We start from the raw sequence: 15,899 nt of genomic DNA, 5'->3' as shown, positions 1-15,899 counted from the left end.
TGCTCTCACTTCATCAGGAGTTTCCATGACCAGCAAAATTCCCGAACCGGACCTCAATTACCTGCAAAAAGTCCTGCTGGAAATGCTCGCCATTCCCAGCCCCACCGGGTTCACCGACACCATCGTGCGTTACGTCGCCGAGCGTCTCGAAGAGCTGGGCATTCCCTTTGAGATGACTCGTCGCGGCACCATCCGCGCCACCCTCAAAGGCAAGAAAAACAGCCCGGACCGCGCGGTCTCCGCTCACCTGGACACCATTGGCGCAGCAGTTCGCGCAATCAAGGACAACGGTCGCCTGACCCTGGCGCCGGTCGGTTGCTGGTCCAGCCGTTTTGCCGAAGGCAGCCGCGTCAGTCTGTTCACCGACAACGGTGTGATTCGCGGCAGCGTGTTACCGCTGATGGCTTCCGGGCACGCGTTCAATACTGCCGTGGATGAAATGCCGATCAGCTGGGATCACGTCGAATTGCGCCTGGACGCCTACTGCGCCACCCGCGCCGATTGCGATTCGCTGGGGATCAGCGTCGGTGATTTCGTCGCCTTCGATCCGTTGCCGGAGTTCACCGAAAGCGGCCACATCAGCGCCCGCCACCTCGATGACAAGGCCGGCGTTGCCGCCCTGCTGGCGGCGCTGAAAGCGATTGTCGACAGCGGCGAAGAGTTGATGATCGACTGCCATCCGCTGTTCACCATCACCGAAGAAACCGGCAGCGGTGCGGCGGCGGCCTTGCCTTGGGATGTCAGCGAATTCGTCGGCATCGACATCGCGCCGGTCGCGCCCGGCCAGCACTCCAGCGAACACGCGGTGAGTGTGGCAATGCAGGATTCCGGCGGGCCTTATGACTATCACCTGTCGCGCCACCTGCTGCGCCTGGCCAGCGACAACGAACTGCCGGCGCGCCGTGACCTGTTCCGCTATTACTTCAGCGATGCTCACTCGGCCGTCACTGCCGGTCACGACATTCGCACCGCTCTGCTGGCCTTCGGTTGCGACGCCACCCACGGTTATGAGCGCACGCACATCGACAGCCTCGCCGCCCTCAGCCGCCTGCTCGGCGCCTACATCCTCAGCCCGCCGGTGTTCGCCAGCGATGCACAACCGGCCAAGGGATCGCTGGACCGGTTCAGTCACCAGATCGAACACGAGACGCAGATGGAAAGCGATACGCGGGTGCCGTCGGTGGATAGTTTGATTGGGCAGCGTTCGGAGGGCTGAGTCAAATTCGAGATGTGTAGCGCATGAAATATCGCTATCGCGAGCAGGCTCGCTCCCACAGGAGTACACCGTTTACTGTGGGAGCGAGCCTGCTCGCGATAGCGCTGGATCAGACGCCACATGAGCCCCAGGCTAGCCGCAACCGCCCATTCGCCGTAGCATCGCGCCATTGTTTAGCCGAGGTGCCTTATGCTGATCCCCCACGACCAACTTGAAGTCGACACGCTGACCCGCCTGATCGAGGATTTTGTGACCCGCGACGGCACGGACAACGGCGATGACACTCCGCTGGAAACCCGCGTATTGCGTGTTCGTCAGGCATTGACCAAGGGCCAGGCGCTGATCGTCTTCGATCCGGAAAGCGAGCAATGCCAGTTGATGCTCAAGCACGACGTGCCCAAGCACCTGTTCGACTGAGGTTCTTAACGGGCTTTGGCTTTGGCCTGTTTGATCTGGATGCGCTCATAGACTTCAGCGCGATGTACGTTGACCTGCTGTGGCGCTTCAACACCGAAGCGCACGCTGCTTCCGTTAACGGCGAGAACCCGCACGGTGATGTTGTCACCAATGGAAATCAACTCGCCCACAACGCGACTGAGTACAAGCATGGCATTCATCCTTCAGGGTTACCGGCCCTTGAAGATGCCCGGTGCATGGCGGCTGTTCAATGCAGTGGCAGCAAAACAGTCCCGCCCTACAGCCCATGATTTATCACCCTGACGGACGCGTCCGACAAACCGGTTGAATGAAGGACCGATCCTTCAGGAAGCGGAGAGACGCGGGCCGAACAAGATGACCGTCGCGCCGATCACACACAGCGCCACGCCGATCCAGTCCGAGCCCAGGGGACGAATCCGCTCGACCACCGCCAGCCAACCGATCGACGCAATGATGTAGATGCCGCCGTAGGCGGCATAGGCGCGGCCGGCGTAGCTTGCTTCGACCCGGGTCAGCAGCACCGCGAACAAGATCAGGCTGAGCAACGCCGGGATGATCCACCAAGCGCTTTTACCTTGGCGCAACCACATCCAGAACGCGAAGCAGCCTGCGATTTCGAACAGTGCGGCGAGGAAAAACCACAGGTAATTGATCATTCAGATGTCTCGTGAGGATGGCCGGTTGCGGCCACCCTAACGACGGTATTGTGCACGGGCAAGTTCAGCCTGCGGATTGTTTGGCCTTGGCGCGCATTTTGTCGGCCATTACGGTCATTTCGTTGTAGAGCACTTGCGGGTCTTTTTGCTTGATCGCCCAGGCCATGCGGCCCTGTTCGTGAGGCAGGATCAAGAATTCGCCGGCGGCGACCTGCTGATAGATGTAGTCGGCAATGTCGGCAGCGCTGATCGGCGAACTTTCCAGCAATTTGCCGACCTGGGCTTTCATGGCCGGGGTCGGGCCGCGGAAGGAGTCCAGCAAGTTGGTCTGGAAGAACGACGGGCAAACGACATGCACGCTGACTTCCTCGTGGGCCAGTTCGATCAACAGACTCTCGGACAAAGCCACCACTCCCGCCTTGGCCACGTTGTAGTTGCTCATGGCCGGACCTTGCATCAGTGCGGCCATCGAGGCGATGTTGATGATCTTGCCTTTGCTTTTCTCCAGCAGCGGCAGGAAGGCCTTGCAGCCCTTGACCACGCCCATCAGGTTGATCGCGATCTGCCAGTCCCAGTCTTCCAGCGACAGTTCACTGAAGAACCCGCCCGAGGCCACGCCGGCGTTGTTGACGATGACATCGATGCCGCCGAACTTCTCTTCACAGGCTTGGGCAAAAGCCGTCAGCTGGCTGTAGTCGCGCACATCGCAACGCTGGATGAAACCGTCACCGCCGGCTTCGCGAACCAGTTTCAGGGTTTCTTGCAAACCGGGTTCACTGACATCCGACAAGGCCAGCTGCCAGCCTTCACGCGCCCAGCGCAGCGCGATTTCGCGACCCAGGCCTGAGCCCGCGCCAGTGATCATCATGCGATTTTGCATAGCAAACAGCCTTGTTGTTCCGGGGAAGATGCACCGAGTGTAGCGAAGGATAATGCGCGACCCACGCTCCATCAGATTGCTGAATGGCCAGCAATGAACCACGGCGCGGTCTGGTTGTTTCAACTTTGAGACGCAGTAAAAGAAATAAACATACTTTCCAAATACATTAAAAAAAACTGGAATTTTTCTTCATATCCATGAGTCGGATTTTGTAAGCAGCTAGGATTAATACAAGTCCAGCTGATGGCTAAACCCTAGGTCAATCCACAACGCTTCCAACAAGGAAACAGACATGGGCACAATTCTTATCGTTATTCTTATCCTGTTGTTGATAGGTGGCTTGCCGGTCTTCCCGCACTCCAGAAGTTGGGGTTACGGCCCGTCCGGTATCATCGGCGTGGTGTTGGTGGTGCTGTTGATCCTGCTGCTGCTTGGCAAGATATAAAGATTTTTCCGGCAAAAAAAAGAGGCCCTTGAAGGGGCCTCTTTTGTATTGCGCAAAAACTTAGTCCGGCTTGCCGTCAACCACACCGGCGGTGTTATCGATCAGGCTTTTGGTGGCCGTCTGGATGAACGACTCGAGCTTCTGCTTGAGCGCCGCTTCGTCAGCCGATGCCGGGATCACTTCACCTTTCGGGTTGGCGCCCAGTTCGTATTGATACAACTTCGGCGGCATCTCTTTGGGCAATACCAGTACGCGATCCGCAGTCAGCAACGCCACCGTCTGATCGCTGCCCGACGGTTTGATCATGCCAAAGCCCTTGTCGCCTTCCGGCAGGTTCAGCAAGTCACGACCCCAGCATTGATGAACCACGTCACCACCGATACGGCCCATGATAGTCGGCACGATGTCGATCTGGGTGCCCACTGTGTGGTCGAGCTGACCAAATTTTTCCTGGACGCCCGGCCCGATCATCAGCATCGGCACGTTGAAGCGGCCCAGGTCCATTTCGGTGATCTGCTGCTCGTTGCCAAAACCATGATCGCCGACGACCACGAACAGGGTTTCCTTGAAGTACGGCTCTTTGCGGGCCTGTTCAAAGAACTGACCCAACGCCCAGTCGGAGTAGCGCATGGCGGTCAAGTGTTCGTTGAGGTTGCCACGATCGGTCACAGGCTTCACCGGCAATGGCGTCGGCAAGGCGTACGGCGTGTGGTTGGACAGCGTTTGCAGCAAGGCATAGAACGGCTTTTTGTCCTTGCCATCGCGGGCCTTCAACTCCTCCAGACCACGGTTGAACATGTCCTGGTCGGACACGCCCCAGGTCGGATCGGAGAACACCGGGTTGACGAAGTCATTACGCCCGATGAAATTGGTCATGCCCTGGTTGCTGAAGAAACCCGACTGGTTGTCCCAGGCGAAGTCGCCGTTGTAAACGTACACATCATCGTAGTCACGGGCGCTGAGCAACTGCGGCAGACCGGACAGTTTATGGCTGCCTTCAGGCGTCTGCATCAGGTATTCGAAACCCGGCAAGTTCGGGAAGCAGGCCATGGTGGCGAACATACCCTGGTGGGTATGGGTGCCGTTGGAGAAGAAACGGTCGAACAACAGACCTTCTTTCGACAGTTTGTCGAAGTACGGTGTGATTTCACCCGGACGCCCCAGAGCACCCACCGAGTGACCGGCGAAGCTTTCCATCAGGATCACCACGACGTTCTTGATCGGCAGTGTCTTGTTGGTGTCGGGGCTGTAGTTGCGACGCACCGCGGCAGTCTCGGGATCGACCAGCTTGTCGCTCGGGGTCAGCAACAAATCGCGCAGGGTCTGCTGGGCCAAAGGCTGCGGCAGCGTTGCCTTCCAGACATTGTCGCGATGTTCGGACATCCGGCTCTTGGCCGCCGCGATCAGCGATAGTGTGCCGTTGAGGCCCAGCTGGTTGGCGAAATTCGAATCGGTGGTGTAAACGTCACCCCAACGCAGGGGTGGGCCCTGACGCAGGGTGCCACGAGCGGCGACCACGCAGACCAGCAGGCAGACCACGAACACCACACCGCGCGCATACCACGGAGCGACCTGCCGCGTACTAATGCTGCCACCGCTGAACGGCCCGCGAGGACGCGTGGCGCGGTCGGCGCCCTTGAACGCGAGGGTCAGAATCAACGTGCCCACGGCCCAGGCCAACAGGTAGCGAACCACCGGAAAACCGTACCAAAGCATGCTCATCACGGTTTTCGGGTCTTCTTTCACGTACTGGAAGACCAGGCCGTTGAGGCGCTGGTGGAACTCGCGGTAAAAGTCCATCTCCATCAGGCCGAGGAACAGCGCGATGCTCGAGGCAACGGTCAGCCATAGCCGGAAGAATCCGCGGGCAGCCATCGCCCGGGCGCTGAACAATGCCAGCAGCAGCGGAATGCTGAGGTAAACCACCAGACGCAAGTCGAAACGCAGGCCGTTGGCGAACGCTTCCAGAAAGGTCGAAGCAGGTGTATCGAGGATCATCGAGCGGTTGTAGACCAGCAGCGCCACGCGCAGCAGGCTGAACATGACCATCATGACCAGGGCACACAACAGTGTGTAGGCCAGATGCGATTTGACGGTCGGTTGCAGCAGGCGACTAGAAGCTCGCTGCTGACTCAGGGCGTCCGGGTTTGCCATGTCGTTTTAGGACCCATTGGAAGTTGAAGTTTCAAAAATACAGCGGTGCCTTGCCTGATGCCGGTCGGTTAAGCGAGCAGACCCTGTGGGAGCGGGCTTATGTGGCGAGGGGGCTTGCCCCCGTTCGAGTGCGCAGCGCTCGCAAATTTTTGGGTCCGCTGCGCGGCCCAACGGGGGCAAGCCCCCTCGCCACAAGCCCGCTCTCACATGAATTGCGCTTGACCAACCGGCATCAGCTGTCTCGCCCTCTGTTGGCCATCCTCGGCCCCGGGGCGTGCGCGGTGCGCAAATGTTGCACGATCAACCGCGGCATTACCATTGATTACTAACCCGCAGGCCGACTGTCGCTTGTAGCGCTCTGGGACAAGAGACGTGACGCAAAGTTGCGGAGACGGACTGGTTGGGCGCGGGTGAATTGTCTTGGAGACTTTGTGAAAATTTCGTTCAACGCATATCCAGAAACAAAATAAAGCCGTGATACTGAACCTGTGGCGAGGGAGCTTGCTCCCGCTGGACTGCCAAGCAGTCCCATTTTTGGGGCCACTTCGCGGCCCAGCGGGAGCAAGCTCTCTCGCCACAGGTTATTCATCGGGGTGTTTGTCGAACAGGCCATATCAAAAGAGTTGGGTGGTTATTTCTCGGCGCGTTCTTTCAGGGCTTTGAGGGTATTGAACGGCGCATCGACCACAAACTTGTTGGCCAGCCACGACGGCACGCTGCCGCCGGGTTCGGTATGGGCTTGATAAGTCACTTCGACTTGATCGCCCTTAGGAACGAGCTTCCAGAAACCTTTGACCTGGGCGACCCGTACAAAACCTTTTTCTTCCGGAAGGTACTTCGGCTGTCCTTCCAGCTCGCGGGTCAGGCTGCCATCAGCGCCTTCAACGGTGGTGACATGCAACACGGAGTCGCGAGGAGTGACCGGCCAAGGGGTATTGAACTGGGTGTAGGTCCAGCTCTGGTTACCTTCATGCTTGAGCAACTTCTGAGTCTTGCACTCGTGAATCCATGCACAGGCACCCGGCACGTCTTCCTGCAATGCACGCAGTTTGGCCATGGTGGTCTTCATGACGGTCACGCCACGGTAAGCCTTGTATTGGGAACCGGCCACTTCACTCAAGGACACCTTGATGCCCTCTTCTTCCTTGGCGGTTTTCCATTCTTCGGCCTGGGCCGTGGAGGCCAGCAAAACCGTCAAACCACACAGCACAGCGATACGATGCAGCGAACCCATAGTCTTATTCCTTATTGTTGAAGTTCCGTTCGTTGAACACATCACGCGGCCGTCATTTGCTCCCACCAGCCCAGCAACTTGATCGCTTCGTCGCTGCTGCTTCCACAGACCTCGACATCGGCTTCAAATGCCGAACACACCGCAGGACGTTCCGGCTTGCCGAAAATGCTGCACAGGTTATCGGCAGACAGCTGTACGCAACGTTCTCCGGCGGCTTTGCCATTGGGCATTCCGGGAATCGGCGAACTGATGGAAGGGGCAATGCAACAGGCGCCACAGCCTTCACGGCATCTCATGACGACAAGCTCCTCGCGACGGGTAAAGGGACGTGGCACAGAGTAACGGCTAAAACGACTGTTTTAAATTACCTGAGCCCAGGTTTTTTCGCTCAAACGAACGTGACTGACCAGTCTCCGACAAAGTGTCTGGTCCGCGGGTCACGAACGGGAGGGATTTACTGCTTGAACTCGAATTCCAGCGCCGCGCCTTCAACTTCCCGACGCTCTTCATTGCGCAGTTGCAGCTGCATTTCGTTGCTGAGCAAACGACCGTTGAGCTGGAACGGGCTGCTCTTGTCACCGAACATTTGCGGCAACAGCGCATCGTGTCGGGGCAACTGTACCGTGCCGACCGGCTTCAGTTCTTCGACCATGTCCTTGGGCAAGCTCAAATCGAGATTTGCCGAAGGGAGTTTGGTTTTCACGACTTCACTGGCCGGTTTCGACTTGGAAGCAATGGGGGAACGTTTTTTGACCGCTGCAGCTTTCTTTTTGACCGGTGTGGCCTTTTTGACCGGTGCTGCTTTTTTCGCGGTTGTGCTGGCTGACGGTTTTTCCTGAACGGAAGCCGCCATGACGCCTTCCGGGTGACAGGTCATTAACAGGCAGATCAACAACCAGGCGGCAGAAAAAATCGGCTTCATGGACCCAACGCGTGAACGACAGAAGGCTATATGCTCGCCTGTTGGAGACGACAAGACAAGCGGCCAGTTCAGAACTGCCCAGCTGCTCAAAAACCGCTCGCCGTCTCCTGACAAAGTTGCGTCGCCAGCAACCCCAACGTCATCAATGCACGCTCGGCCTCGCGGTTCCAAGGGATGCCACAGTTCAGGCGAATACAGTGATTGAACTGCTCGGTATTACTGAAAATCAGCCCCGGCGCAATGCTGATGCCCTGCTGCAACGCACGCACATGCAGTTCCTGCGTGTTGACCCGCCCCGGCAAGCTGACCCACAGAATGAAGCCACCGGTGGGCCGGGTCATCTGTGTGCCTTCCGGGAAGTACTGCTGCACCGCCAGCTGAAAAGCACTGAGGTTCTTGCGGTACTCCTGACGGATGTAGCGCAAATGCCGGTCGTAACCGCCGTTCTCCAGATAGGCCGCGATGCCCATTTGCGTGACGCTGCAGGCTGAATGGGTACTGAAGGTCTGCAAGCGCTGGATTTCCTGCTGGTACTTGCCGGCAATCATCCAGCCGATGCGCACACCGGGCGACAGGGTCTTGGAGAAGCTGGAGCAATAGATCACCCGATCCAGACGGTCATAGGCCTTGAGCGATTTGGTGCGGCCCTGCTCGAACATCAGCTCGCCGTAAATATCGTCTTCGACGACCTGGATATCGAAATCCGAGGCCAGGCGCAGCAATTGTTTCTGCCGCTCTTCGGGCATGGTGCCGCCCAGAGGATTGCTCAGGCGCGTGGTCAGCACCAGCGCCTTGATCGACCACTGGTTGGCCGCCAGCTGCAAGGCCTCGAGGCTCATGCCGGTGGCTGGATCGCTAGGGATCTCGATGACTTTCAGCCCCAGCAGGTCGGCCAGTTGCAGCAAACCGTAATAGGTCGGCGACTCGGCCGCGATCAGATCACCCGGCCGGGTCAACACGCGCAGAGACATCTGCAACGCATCGACGCAGCCGTGGGTGATCACCACTTCCGATGGATCGACCACCACGCCGGCATCGCGCATGCGGATCGCCACTTGCCGACGCAACGGCTCGAAACCGGGGCTGAACATGTAGCTGAACGCCCGCGGGCTATGGAAACGGGTGACTTTGGCCAGTTGCTGATGCAGCGCCCGCACCGGTAAGTAGTCGACGCTTGGTACGGCGGCGCCCAACGGGAAGACGCCTTCGCGGCGGGATTCAACCAGGACTTGCTGAATGATGCTGCTGCGGGTGACGAGGCCAGGTCGCTCAACCCGGGCAATGTCCGGGGTTGGCGCCGTGAGCGCTGGCGTCTGGTGCACGTAGTAACCGGATTGCGGCCGGGCACGGATCAGCCCCTGATCCTCAAGGTTGGCGTAGGCCTGCAACACCGTTGCATGGCTGACGTTGAGCTGCGAGCTCATCTTGCGCACCGAAGGCACGCGCTCCCCGGGTTGATAGACACCGCGGCGGATGTCTTCGGCCAGTTGCTGAGCAATTCGTTGATAGAGCAAGAGATTGGTCATGACGCAGCACTCGATTTCACGGGCATTTTATTCTTGTGTGAAACAATACCGGAACAGTTTGGAAGTGTACTGGGACAGTTGTCACAATAGTCGACCGTACAGTGCATTGTCAGCAAAAACTGTACTGTTTTTATGGAGAGTATTGCGCTGATTGGCAGGCACAAAAAAACCCGGCACTGCTGACAGGCCGGGTTGTAGGAGCTGTCGAGTGAAACGAGGCTGCGATCTTTCCAGGCCCACTTGAGTATCAAGAGCAAGATCAAAAGATCGCAGGCTCCGCCAGCTCCTACCTGGCGGCGCCGAGCTGGCCTTTTTCGTCGGAGAACACAATTTCCACTCGACGGTTCTGCGCACGCCCGCGCTCGGAAGCGTTCACGTCCACCGGGTATTCATCGCCGTAGCCTTCGACTTTGATACGTTTGTCGTCGATGCCCAGGTCCATCAGCACATCCGCCACCGATTGCGCACGGTCGCGGGACAGCTTGAGATTTTCCTGTTTACCGCCAGTGCTGTCGGTATAGCCCTCGATCCGCACCACGCGCTTGGGATTGAGCTGCAAGAACTGGACGATCTTCAGCACCACGCGGTTTGCCGAGCTTTTCAGCTCTGCTTCACCGGTATCGAACAGCACATCGCCCAAGGTCATCACCAGACCACGGTCGGTTTGGGTGGTCGCCAGCGCCACGATCTGCTCTTCGAGCCACTTGCCCTGTTGCTGCACGCTGAGCAGCTTGGACTCACGCAGGGCCAATTGCAGGCGCTGACGCTCGAGTTCGAGCTTCGCCGCGCGTTCTTCGTTGAGCACTTGATTAGTGTGTTCCCGGGCGATTTCGCTGTAGCGCTGGCTCAGGTAGGCGTAATGCACAACGTCCGAACCGCTGCCCCAGTAGCTGGACAGACGATCGGCGCGGGCCAGGGATTCGCCGGCACGGATCACGTCTTTGGGCGCAATGCGCAGCACGTTGGAGTCTTCCTTGACCTTCTGGAAGTCGGTGCCGGCCTGCTGCAATGCGGTTTCGCTGTGTTGACCGGCGCAGCCATAAAGGCTTGCGCAGCCAGCCAGGATCAAGCCGCCGAGTGCTTTGGTCTTCAGGCTCATTGGGCATCTCCCAGTTGCTTGCGCAGGCGAGTGATGCGGGTATTGAGCACGTTCAACTGCTCCTCGCTCTTGAGGGTCAGAACCCGGGCTTCGGCCAGACGCGCGTCCAGCTCGGCCTGTTCGGCCCGCATGCGCGCATTCTTGAAGGACTGGTCGGCCATGTTGCCCTTGGCACGCTTGAACTTGTCTTCAGCCAGTTTCAGTTCCGGCACTTCGTCGGCGGTAGCACCCACGGCCTTGGCTTGTTCGAGTGCCTGTTCGGTCAGGCGTATTTGTTCATTCGGCGCCGGATCGGCTGCACAACCCGCCAGAGCCAGAACGGCCAGGGCAGCGAAAAGAGGTCGAATACTCACTAAAAATCCCTACTGTTTTGGGGTACTGACAGGTTGTGGCTGCGGTTGTGAACGTTGCGTTTTCCAACGCTCGATATTGCGCAGCAGCGCAGCTTCCGTCAGTCCGGACGCGGGCAATTCTGTCATCTTTTTGGCCAGCTGTCCGCGCAACCAAGGATCGTTGCAGGCAGAGTTATGGGAAACCGCGAGATACAGGCCGGGTTTGTCGATGGGTTGTGGGTGAGCCATCAAGTCATCGGCCATGCCCAGCGTTTGCACCATGGCCATGCCCGAGTAGCGTCCGGCGAGGACAAATTCCACCTCGTTCAGCAGCAATTTCTGAAAGGCCTGGGTCAGATTGGGCGTGCGCACCAGGGTCAATTGCTGCTCGGCGAAAGTGCCGAACGAGGGGGTCACTCGAGCCTTTTCCGACAAGGCACCGGGATGACCGTGAAGGTCTTGCGCTTCGTTGTAGACCAGTAACGAGTCGTTGCGGGTCCAGACCAGATAATCGTTTTCCAGCAGCGGTGGATGGATGTAATCCAGATTTTCCAGCTCACTGACCATCAATGGTGCATCGGCCAGCATGTCCATGCGCCCGCTGCGCACTTCGTCCAGGGCCTGGGAGCGTTTGCCGGCATAAAGCAGCTCGACCTTGATGCCCAACTCCCCCGCCACTTGCTGCAACAGGTCGGCGCTCGCGCCTATCAGGTACTTGGGGTTATGCGGGTCTTGCCACAGGTACGGCGGCGCGTCCGGGCTGCCGGTCACCACCAGGCGCTCGCATTTGCCCGCGGCTATGGATAGCCCCGGCAACAACGTCAGCCCCAACAGTAATGACCAGCCACATACGCGGCGCAAATCCATGACGACACTCCCTACAACCCAATATTTTCGCAAAAAAAAGCCCGACCAAAAGGTCGGGCTCTTTATAAGTCAAGCTGCCGGATTAGACCAGCTTCTCGAACTCGGGGATAGCTTCGAACAGGTCTGCCACCAGGCCATAATCGGCCACCTGGAAGATCGGCGCTTCTTCGTCCTTGTTGATCGCAACGATCACTTTGGAGTCTTTCATGCCGGCCAGGTGCTGGATCGCGCCGGAAATACCGACGGCAATGTACAGCTGTGGAGCAACGATCTTGCCGGTCTGACCGACCTGCATGTCGTTGGGTACAAAACCTGCGTCGACCGCGGCGCGGGAAGCACCGACGGCAGCACCCAGCTTGTCGGCCAGGGCGTACAGGTGTTTGAAGTTGTCGCCATTCTGCATGCCGCGACCGCCGGAAACGACGATTTTGGCAGCGGTCAGTTCCGGCCGATCGGACTTGGCCAGTTCTTCACCAACGAAGCTCGAAGTGCCAGCGTCGTGAGCAGCCGCAACTGCTTCAACGGCAGCCGAACCACCTTCAGCAGCAACCGGGTCGAAACCGGTGGCACGCACGGTGATCACTTTCACGGCCGCCGACGATTGCACGGTAGCGATGGCGTTACCGGCGTAGATCGGACGCTTGAAGGTATCAGCGCTTTCGACCGAGATGATCTCGGAGATCTGGTCAACGTCCAGGGTCGCGGCAACGCGCGGCAGGATGTTTTTGCCGTTCGAAGTAGCGGCAGCCAGGATGTGGCTGTAAGCCTTACCCAACTCTGCAACCAGCGGAGCAACGTTTTCCGGCAGTTGATGAGCGTAAGCGGCGTTGTCGGCCACCAGCACTTTGGCCACACCAGCGATTTTCGCAGCGGCTTCAGCAACAGCACCCACATTCTGGCCAGCGACCAGAACGTGAATGTCGCCACCGATTTTGGCGGCAGCAGCAACGGTGTTCAGGGTGGCAGGAGCCACAACCTTGTTGTCGTGCTCAGCGATTACCAAGATAGTCATGATTAGATTACCTTCGCTTCGTTTTTCAGTTTCTCGACCAGTTCAGCCACCGACTTGACCTTGATACCCGCGCTGCGTGCAGCCGGCGCTTCAACTTTCAGGGTCTTGTTGGTGGAGGCGGTGGAAACGCCCAAAGCGTCCGGAGTCAGCACTTCGAGAGGCTTCTTCTTGGCTTTCATGATGTTTGGCAGAGACGCGTAGCGCGGCTCGTTCAAACGCAGGTCGGTGGTGACGATGGCCGGCAGTTTCAGGGAAACTGTCTGCGCGCCGCCGTCGATTTCACGGGTCACGGCAACGCTGTCGCCGGACACTTCGACTTTCGAAGCGAATGTGCCCTGACCGTAGCCGCTCAATGCAGCGAGCATCTGGCCAGTCTGGTTGTTATCGCTGTCGATGGCTTGTTTGCCGAGGATCACCAGCTGAGGCTGTTCCTTGTCGACAACAGCTTTCAACAACTTGGCAACGGCCAGGGAAGTCAGATCTTCAGCGGATTCGACGAGGATGGCGCGGTCGGCACCCAGAGCCAGCGCGGTGCGCAGTTGCTCTTGAGCGGTGGACGGGCCGATGGAGACGACGACGATTTCAGTCGCAACGCCTTTCTCTTTCAGACGTACGGCTTCTTCCACTGCGATTTCGCAGAACGGGTTCATCGACATCTTGACGTTAGCGAGGTCGACGCCGGAATTGTCCGCCTTGACACGAACCTTGACGTTGTAATCCACAACGCGTTTGACAGCTACAAGAACCTTCATGGATTCCTCGTTACTCTCCGGTGAAAAGAAAGTCGCCTAGGCGAACCTGGCGGTTGATGCTCATCGGCGCAAGGGCACCTCTAAAAACGCTGGCAGGTGTATCGGGTGAACGTTGCTCACGAAGCTGATAACCGTTCGTCAGTGGTGACCGACAAGTCATTCATAATCGCGGCGTGTAAACTGCGCGCCTGACCTGTGCTACGCATCACCTTGTACTGCCATCGCCCTGTCTTTAGAGGTGCTCTTGAAACCAACAGTCAGCCTACGGCGAGCGCAAAACCGCCCGTATCTTGACCGGAACACCTATTCCGGTCAATACGGCAAAATGGCCAGTCATAAGCCGCGTGACTTTGATTTCTCTGGCTTTGAGCCCATTCAAACAAACGTTTGTATTGGACGCTAGGAGTGGTGTAGATATAATGCGCCACCTAGAGAGAAAGGTGGGTCATCCATTGTCCCTTCCGGCAGTTACCGGAGGAAATAATGGATGCAACGCCAAACCTCCAATTAGAAAAAAAACTGTTGAGCCTTGAGTAGGAGATAGCCTGTGGAACGCGAATACATGGAATTCGACGTGGTCATCGTCGGTGCCGGCCCCGCTGGCCTGTCCGCCGCCTGCCGTTTGAAGCAGAAGGCCGCCGAAGCCGGTAAGGAAATCAGCGTCTGCGTGGTCGAAAAAGGCTCCGAAGTCGGCGCTCACATTCTGTCCGGTGCCGTGTTCGAACCACGTGCCCTGAACGAACTGTTCCCGGACTGGAAAGAACTCGGCGCGCCGCTGAATACGCCAGTTACACGCGATGACATCTTCGTTCTGAAAAACGCCGACAGCGCGCAGAAGATTCCTGACCTCTTTGTGCCCAAGACCATGCACAACGAAGGCAACTACATCATCTCCCTGGGCAACCTGTGCCGCTGGCTGGCCCAGCAGGCCGAGAACCTGGGCGTTGAAATCTACCCGGGCTTCGCCGCGCAGGAAGCACTGTTCGACGAGAACGGTGTAGTTCGCGGGATCATCACCGGCGATCTGGGCGTTGACCGCGAAGGCAATCCGAAAGAAGGCCTGTACACCCCAGGCATGGAACTGCGTGCAAAGTACACGCTGTTCGCCGAAGGTTGCCGCGGCCATATCGGCAAGCAGCTGATCAAGCGCTTCAACCTCGACAGCGAAGCCGACGCCCAGCACTACGGCATCGGCCTGAAAGAAATCTGGGAAATCGACCCGGCCAAGCACCAGCCAGGCCTGGTGGTCCATACCGCCGGTTGGCCGCTGGACATCATGGGCACCGAGAACACCGGCGGCTCGTTCCTCTATCACCTGGAAAACAACCAGGTGGTCGTCGGACTGATCGTCGATCTTTCCTACAGCAACACCTTCCTGTCGCCGTTCGACGAGTTCCAGCGCCTCAAGCATCACCCCGTGCTCAAGCAATACCTGGAAGGCGGCAAGCGCATCAGCTACGGCGCGCGTGCTATCTCCAAAGGCGGCCTGAACTCGCTGCCGAAAATGGTCTTCAAGGGCGGCGCGCTGATCGGTTGCGACCTCGGCACACTGAACTTCGCCAAGATCAAAGGCAGCCACACGGCGATGAAGTCCGGCATGCTCGCCGCTGACGCCGTGGCCGACGCGCTGTTCGCCGATCTGGACGGCACGCAAGAACTGACCACTTACGTCGACGCCTTCAAGAAAAGCTGGCTCTATGACGAACTGTTCGCCAGCCGCAACTTCGGCCCGGCGATCCACAAGTTCGGCGCCATCGTCGGCGGCGGTTTCAACTGGCTCGACCAGAACATCTTCGGCGGCAAACTGCCGTTCACCCTGCACGACACCAAGCCGGATTACGCTTGCCTGAAACTGGCGGCCGACTGCAAGAAGATCGACTACCCGAAACCGGACGGCAAGATCAGCTTCGACAAACTCAGCTCGGTGTTCATCTCGGGTACCAACCACGAAGAAGAGCAGCCGTGCCACTTGAAGCTGACCGATCCGAGCATTCCGATCGGCAAGAACCTGCCGATGTACGATGAGCCTGCCCAGCGTTACTGCCCGGCCGGCGTGTACGAAGTGGTGACCCAGGAAGACGGCGAGAAGCGCTTCCAGATCAACGCCCAGAACTGCGTTCACTGCAAGACCTGCGACATCAAGGACCCTGCACAGAACATCACCTGGGTGGCGCCGGAAGGCTCTGGTGGCCCGACTTACCCGAACATGTAAGTCAAATCGCTGAACATCAAGGCTCCCTAAATGGGGGCCTTTTTGTTGCCCGAAATCCAGGCATCAACACAAGACCCTGTGGGAGCGGGCTTGCCCGCGATGACGGTTTATCATCCAACATCAAAGTCGACTGACCCACCGCAATCGCGGGCAA

Annotated in this window: 17 protein-coding genes; 4 read left to right on the top strand and 13 right to left on the bottom strand. The window is 58.3% G+C overall.

Annotated elements, in window-relative coordinates; translation table 11 throughout:
* The first annotated feature begins 25 nt into the window (after nucleotides 1-25).
* Together KGB18_RS08705 and KGB18_RS08700 are read left to right on the top strand one after the other, a co-directional pair.
* Nucleotides 26-1,216, top strand: a complete 1,191-nt coding sequence (locus KGB18_RS08705) for an osmoprotectant NAGGN system M42 family peptidase (protein WP_123723122.1) — start codon at nucleotides 26-28, stop codon at nucleotides 1,214-1,216.
* A 189-nt stretch (nucleotides 1,217-1,405) separates the two neighbouring features.
* Nucleotides 1,406-1,633: a YheU family protein gene (locus KGB18_RS08700; protein ID WP_003199186.1), complete on the top strand. Its 228-nt coding sequence runs from the start codon at nucleotides 1,406-1,408 to the stop codon at nucleotides 1,631-1,633.
* Between the two features lie 5 nt (nucleotides 1,634-1,638).
* Here the strand turns inward: KGB18_RS08700 and csrA are convergent, their stop codons facing one another.
* The 3 genes from csrA to KGB18_RS08685 all read right to left on the bottom strand — a co-directional run bounded on the left by csrA (nucleotide 1,639) and on the right by KGB18_RS08685 (nucleotide 3,190).
* Nucleotides 1,639-1,824, bottom strand: a complete 186-nt coding sequence (gene csrA, locus KGB18_RS08695; RefSeq protein WP_030132007.1) for a carbon storage regulator CsrA — start codon at nucleotides 1,822-1,824, stop codon at nucleotides 1,639-1,641.
* 153 nt (nucleotides 1,825-1,977) lie between these two features.
* Complete coding sequence (locus KGB18_RS08690) at nucleotides 1,978-2,310, bottom strand: YnfA family protein (RefSeq protein WP_123723121.1); 333 nt, start codon at nucleotides 2,308-2,310, stop codon at nucleotides 1,978-1,980.
* 64 nt (nucleotides 2,311-2,374) lie between these two features.
* Nucleotides 2,375-3,190, bottom strand: coding sequence for an SDR family oxidoreductase (locus tag KGB18_RS08685; RefSeq protein ID WP_007899657.1), 816 nt, complete (start codon nucleotides 3,188-3,190; stop codon nucleotides 2,375-2,377).
* A gap of 292 nt (nucleotides 3,191-3,482) precedes the next feature.
* Here KGB18_RS08685 and KGB18_RS08680 point away from each other — a divergent pair, with 292 nt between their 5' ends.
* Nucleotides 3,483-3,635, top strand: a complete 153-nt coding sequence (locus KGB18_RS08680) for a DUF3309 family protein (protein WP_008012020.1) — start codon at nucleotides 3,483-3,485, stop codon at nucleotides 3,633-3,635.
* A 60-nt stretch (nucleotides 3,636-3,695) separates the two neighbouring features.
* Here the strand turns inward: KGB18_RS08680 and KGB18_RS08675 are convergent, their stop codons facing one another.
* The 10 genes from KGB18_RS08675 to KGB18_RS08630 form a co-directional block, all read right to left on the bottom strand.
* A complete protein-coding gene (locus KGB18_RS08675; protein ID WP_123723120.1) occupies nucleotides 3,696-5,789 on the bottom strand; it encodes an LTA synthase family protein in 2,094 nt (697 codons plus the stop codon).
* A gap of 631 nt (nucleotides 5,790-6,420) precedes the next feature.
* Nucleotides 6,421-7,023, bottom strand: a complete 603-nt coding sequence (locus KGB18_RS08670; protein WP_123723117.1) for an START domain-containing protein — start codon at nucleotides 7,021-7,023, stop codon at nucleotides 6,421-6,423.
* 41 nt (nucleotides 7,024-7,064) lie between these two features.
* A complete protein-coding gene (locus KGB18_RS08665; RefSeq protein WP_019582607.1) occupies nucleotides 7,065-7,319 on the bottom strand; it encodes a YkgJ family cysteine cluster protein in 255 nt (84 codons plus the stop codon).
* 158 nt (nucleotides 7,320-7,477) lie between these two features.
* Nucleotides 7,478-7,945: a translation initiation factor 2 gene (locus KGB18_RS08660; protein WP_123723116.1), complete on the bottom strand. Its 468-nt coding sequence runs from the start codon at nucleotides 7,943-7,945 to the stop codon at nucleotides 7,478-7,480.
* Nucleotides 7,946-8,031: 86 nt separating this feature from the next.
* A complete protein-coding gene (locus tag KGB18_RS08655; RefSeq protein WP_007903895.1) occupies nucleotides 8,032-9,471 on the bottom strand; it encodes a PLP-dependent aminotransferase family protein in 1,440 nt (479 codons plus the stop codon).
* A gap of 286 nt (nucleotides 9,472-9,757) precedes the next feature.
* Nucleotides 9,758-10,570 (bottom strand): OmpA family protein, encoded by an 813-nt coding sequence (locus KGB18_RS08650; protein ID WP_123723115.1) that lies wholly within the window; start codon nucleotides 10,568-10,570, stop codon nucleotides 9,758-9,760.
* On the bottom strand, nucleotides 10,567-10,923 hold the full coding sequence (locus tag KGB18_RS08645; RefSeq protein ID WP_008073146.1) for a DUF4398 domain-containing protein: 357 nt from the start codon (nucleotides 10,921-10,923) through the stop codon (nucleotides 10,567-10,569). Before KGB18_RS08645 ends, KGB18_RS08650 begins: the two co-directional genes overlap by 4 nt.
* A gap of 9 nt (nucleotides 10,924-10,932) precedes the next feature.
* Nucleotides 10,933-11,769, bottom strand: a complete 837-nt coding sequence (locus KGB18_RS08640) for a substrate-binding periplasmic protein (RefSeq protein WP_123723114.1) — start codon at nucleotides 11,767-11,769, stop codon at nucleotides 10,933-10,935.
* A gap of 82 nt (nucleotides 11,770-11,851) precedes the next feature.
* Nucleotides 11,852-12,781: an electron transfer flavoprotein subunit alpha/FixB family protein gene (locus tag KGB18_RS08635; protein WP_123723113.1), complete on the bottom strand. Its 930-nt coding sequence runs from the start codon at nucleotides 12,779-12,781 to the stop codon at nucleotides 11,852-11,854.
* Nucleotides 12,782-12,783: 2 nt separating this feature from the next.
* Nucleotides 12,784-13,533, bottom strand: coding sequence for an electron transfer flavoprotein subunit beta/FixA family protein (locus tag KGB18_RS08630; protein WP_003226982.1), 750 nt, complete (start codon nucleotides 13,531-13,533; stop codon nucleotides 12,784-12,786).
* Between the two features lie 547 nt (nucleotides 13,534-14,080).
* On the opposite strand from KGB18_RS08630, the gene KGB18_RS08625 reads away from it, so the two are divergent.
* Complete coding sequence (locus KGB18_RS08625; protein ID WP_123723112.1) at nucleotides 14,081-15,745, top strand: electron transfer flavoprotein-ubiquinone oxidoreductase; 1,665 nt, start codon at nucleotides 14,081-14,083, stop codon at nucleotides 15,743-15,745.
* Nucleotides 15,746-15,899 lie beyond the last annotated feature (154 nt).

It is taken from the genome of Pseudomonas sp. BF-R-26 (assembly GCF_019947395.1).
In the GTDB taxonomy this organism is placed as follows: domain Bacteria; phylum Pseudomonadota; class Gammaproteobacteria; order Pseudomonadales; family Pseudomonadaceae; genus Aquipseudomonas; species Aquipseudomonas farris.
The sequence above is the reverse complement of the archived record's forward strand: the minus strand, read 5'-3'. Positions and strand labels throughout refer to the sequence as shown.

Bases quoted from the DNA above. Each gene is read 5' to 3' on its own strand.
- KGB18_RS08705 (WP_123723122.1), top strand. From the start codon at position 26: ATGACCAGCAAAATTCCCGAACCGGACCTCAATTACCTGCAAAAAGTC.
- KGB18_RS08700 (WP_003199186.1), top strand. From the start codon at position 1,406: ATGCTGATCCCCCACGACCAACTTGAAGTCGACACGCTGACCCGCCTG.
- csrA (WP_030132007.1), bottom strand. From the start codon at position 1,824: ATGCTTGTACTCAGTCGCGTTGTGGGCGAGTTGATTTCCATTGGTGAC.
- KGB18_RS08690 (WP_123723121.1), bottom strand. From the start codon at position 2,310: ATGATCAATTACCTGTGGTTTTTCCTCGCCGCACTGTTCGAAATCGCA.
- KGB18_RS08685 (WP_007899657.1), bottom strand. From the start codon at position 3,190: ATGCAAAATCGCATGATGATCACTGGCGCGGGCTCAGGCCTGGGTCGC.
- KGB18_RS08680 (WP_008012020.1), top strand. From the start codon at position 3,483: ATGGGCACAATTCTTATCGTTATTCTTATCCTGTTGTTGATAGGTGGC.
- KGB18_RS08675 (WP_123723120.1), bottom strand. From the start codon at position 5,789: ATGGCAAACCCGGACGCCCTGAGTCAGCAGCGAGCTTCTAGTCGCCTG.
- KGB18_RS08670 (WP_123723117.1), bottom strand. From the start codon at position 7,023: ATGGGTTCGCTGCATCGTATCGCTGTGCTGTGTGGTTTGACGGTTTTG.
- KGB18_RS08665 (WP_019582607.1), bottom strand. From the start codon at position 7,319: ATGAGATGCCGTGAAGGCTGTGGCGCCTGTTGCATTGCCCCTTCCATC.
- KGB18_RS08660 (WP_123723116.1), bottom strand. From the start codon at position 7,945: ATGAAGCCGATTTTTTCTGCCGCCTGGTTGTTGATCTGCCTGTTAATG.
- KGB18_RS08655 (WP_007903895.1), bottom strand. From the start codon at position 9,471: ATGACCAATCTCTTGCTCTATCAACGAATTGCTCAGCAACTGGCCGAA.
- KGB18_RS08650 (WP_123723115.1), bottom strand. From the start codon at position 10,570: ATGAGCCTGAAGACCAAAGCACTCGGCGGCTTGATCCTGGCTGGCTGC.
- KGB18_RS08640 (WP_123723114.1), bottom strand. From the start codon at position 11,769: ATGGATTTGCGCCGCGTATGTGGCTGGTCATTACTGTTGGGGCTGACG.
- KGB18_RS08635 (WP_123723113.1), bottom strand. From the start codon at position 12,781: ATGACTATCTTGGTAATCGCTGAGCACGACAACAAGGTTGTGGCTCCT.
- KGB18_RS08630 (WP_003226982.1), bottom strand. From the start codon at position 13,533: ATGAAGGTTCTTGTAGCTGTCAAACGCGTTGTGGATTACAACGTCAAG.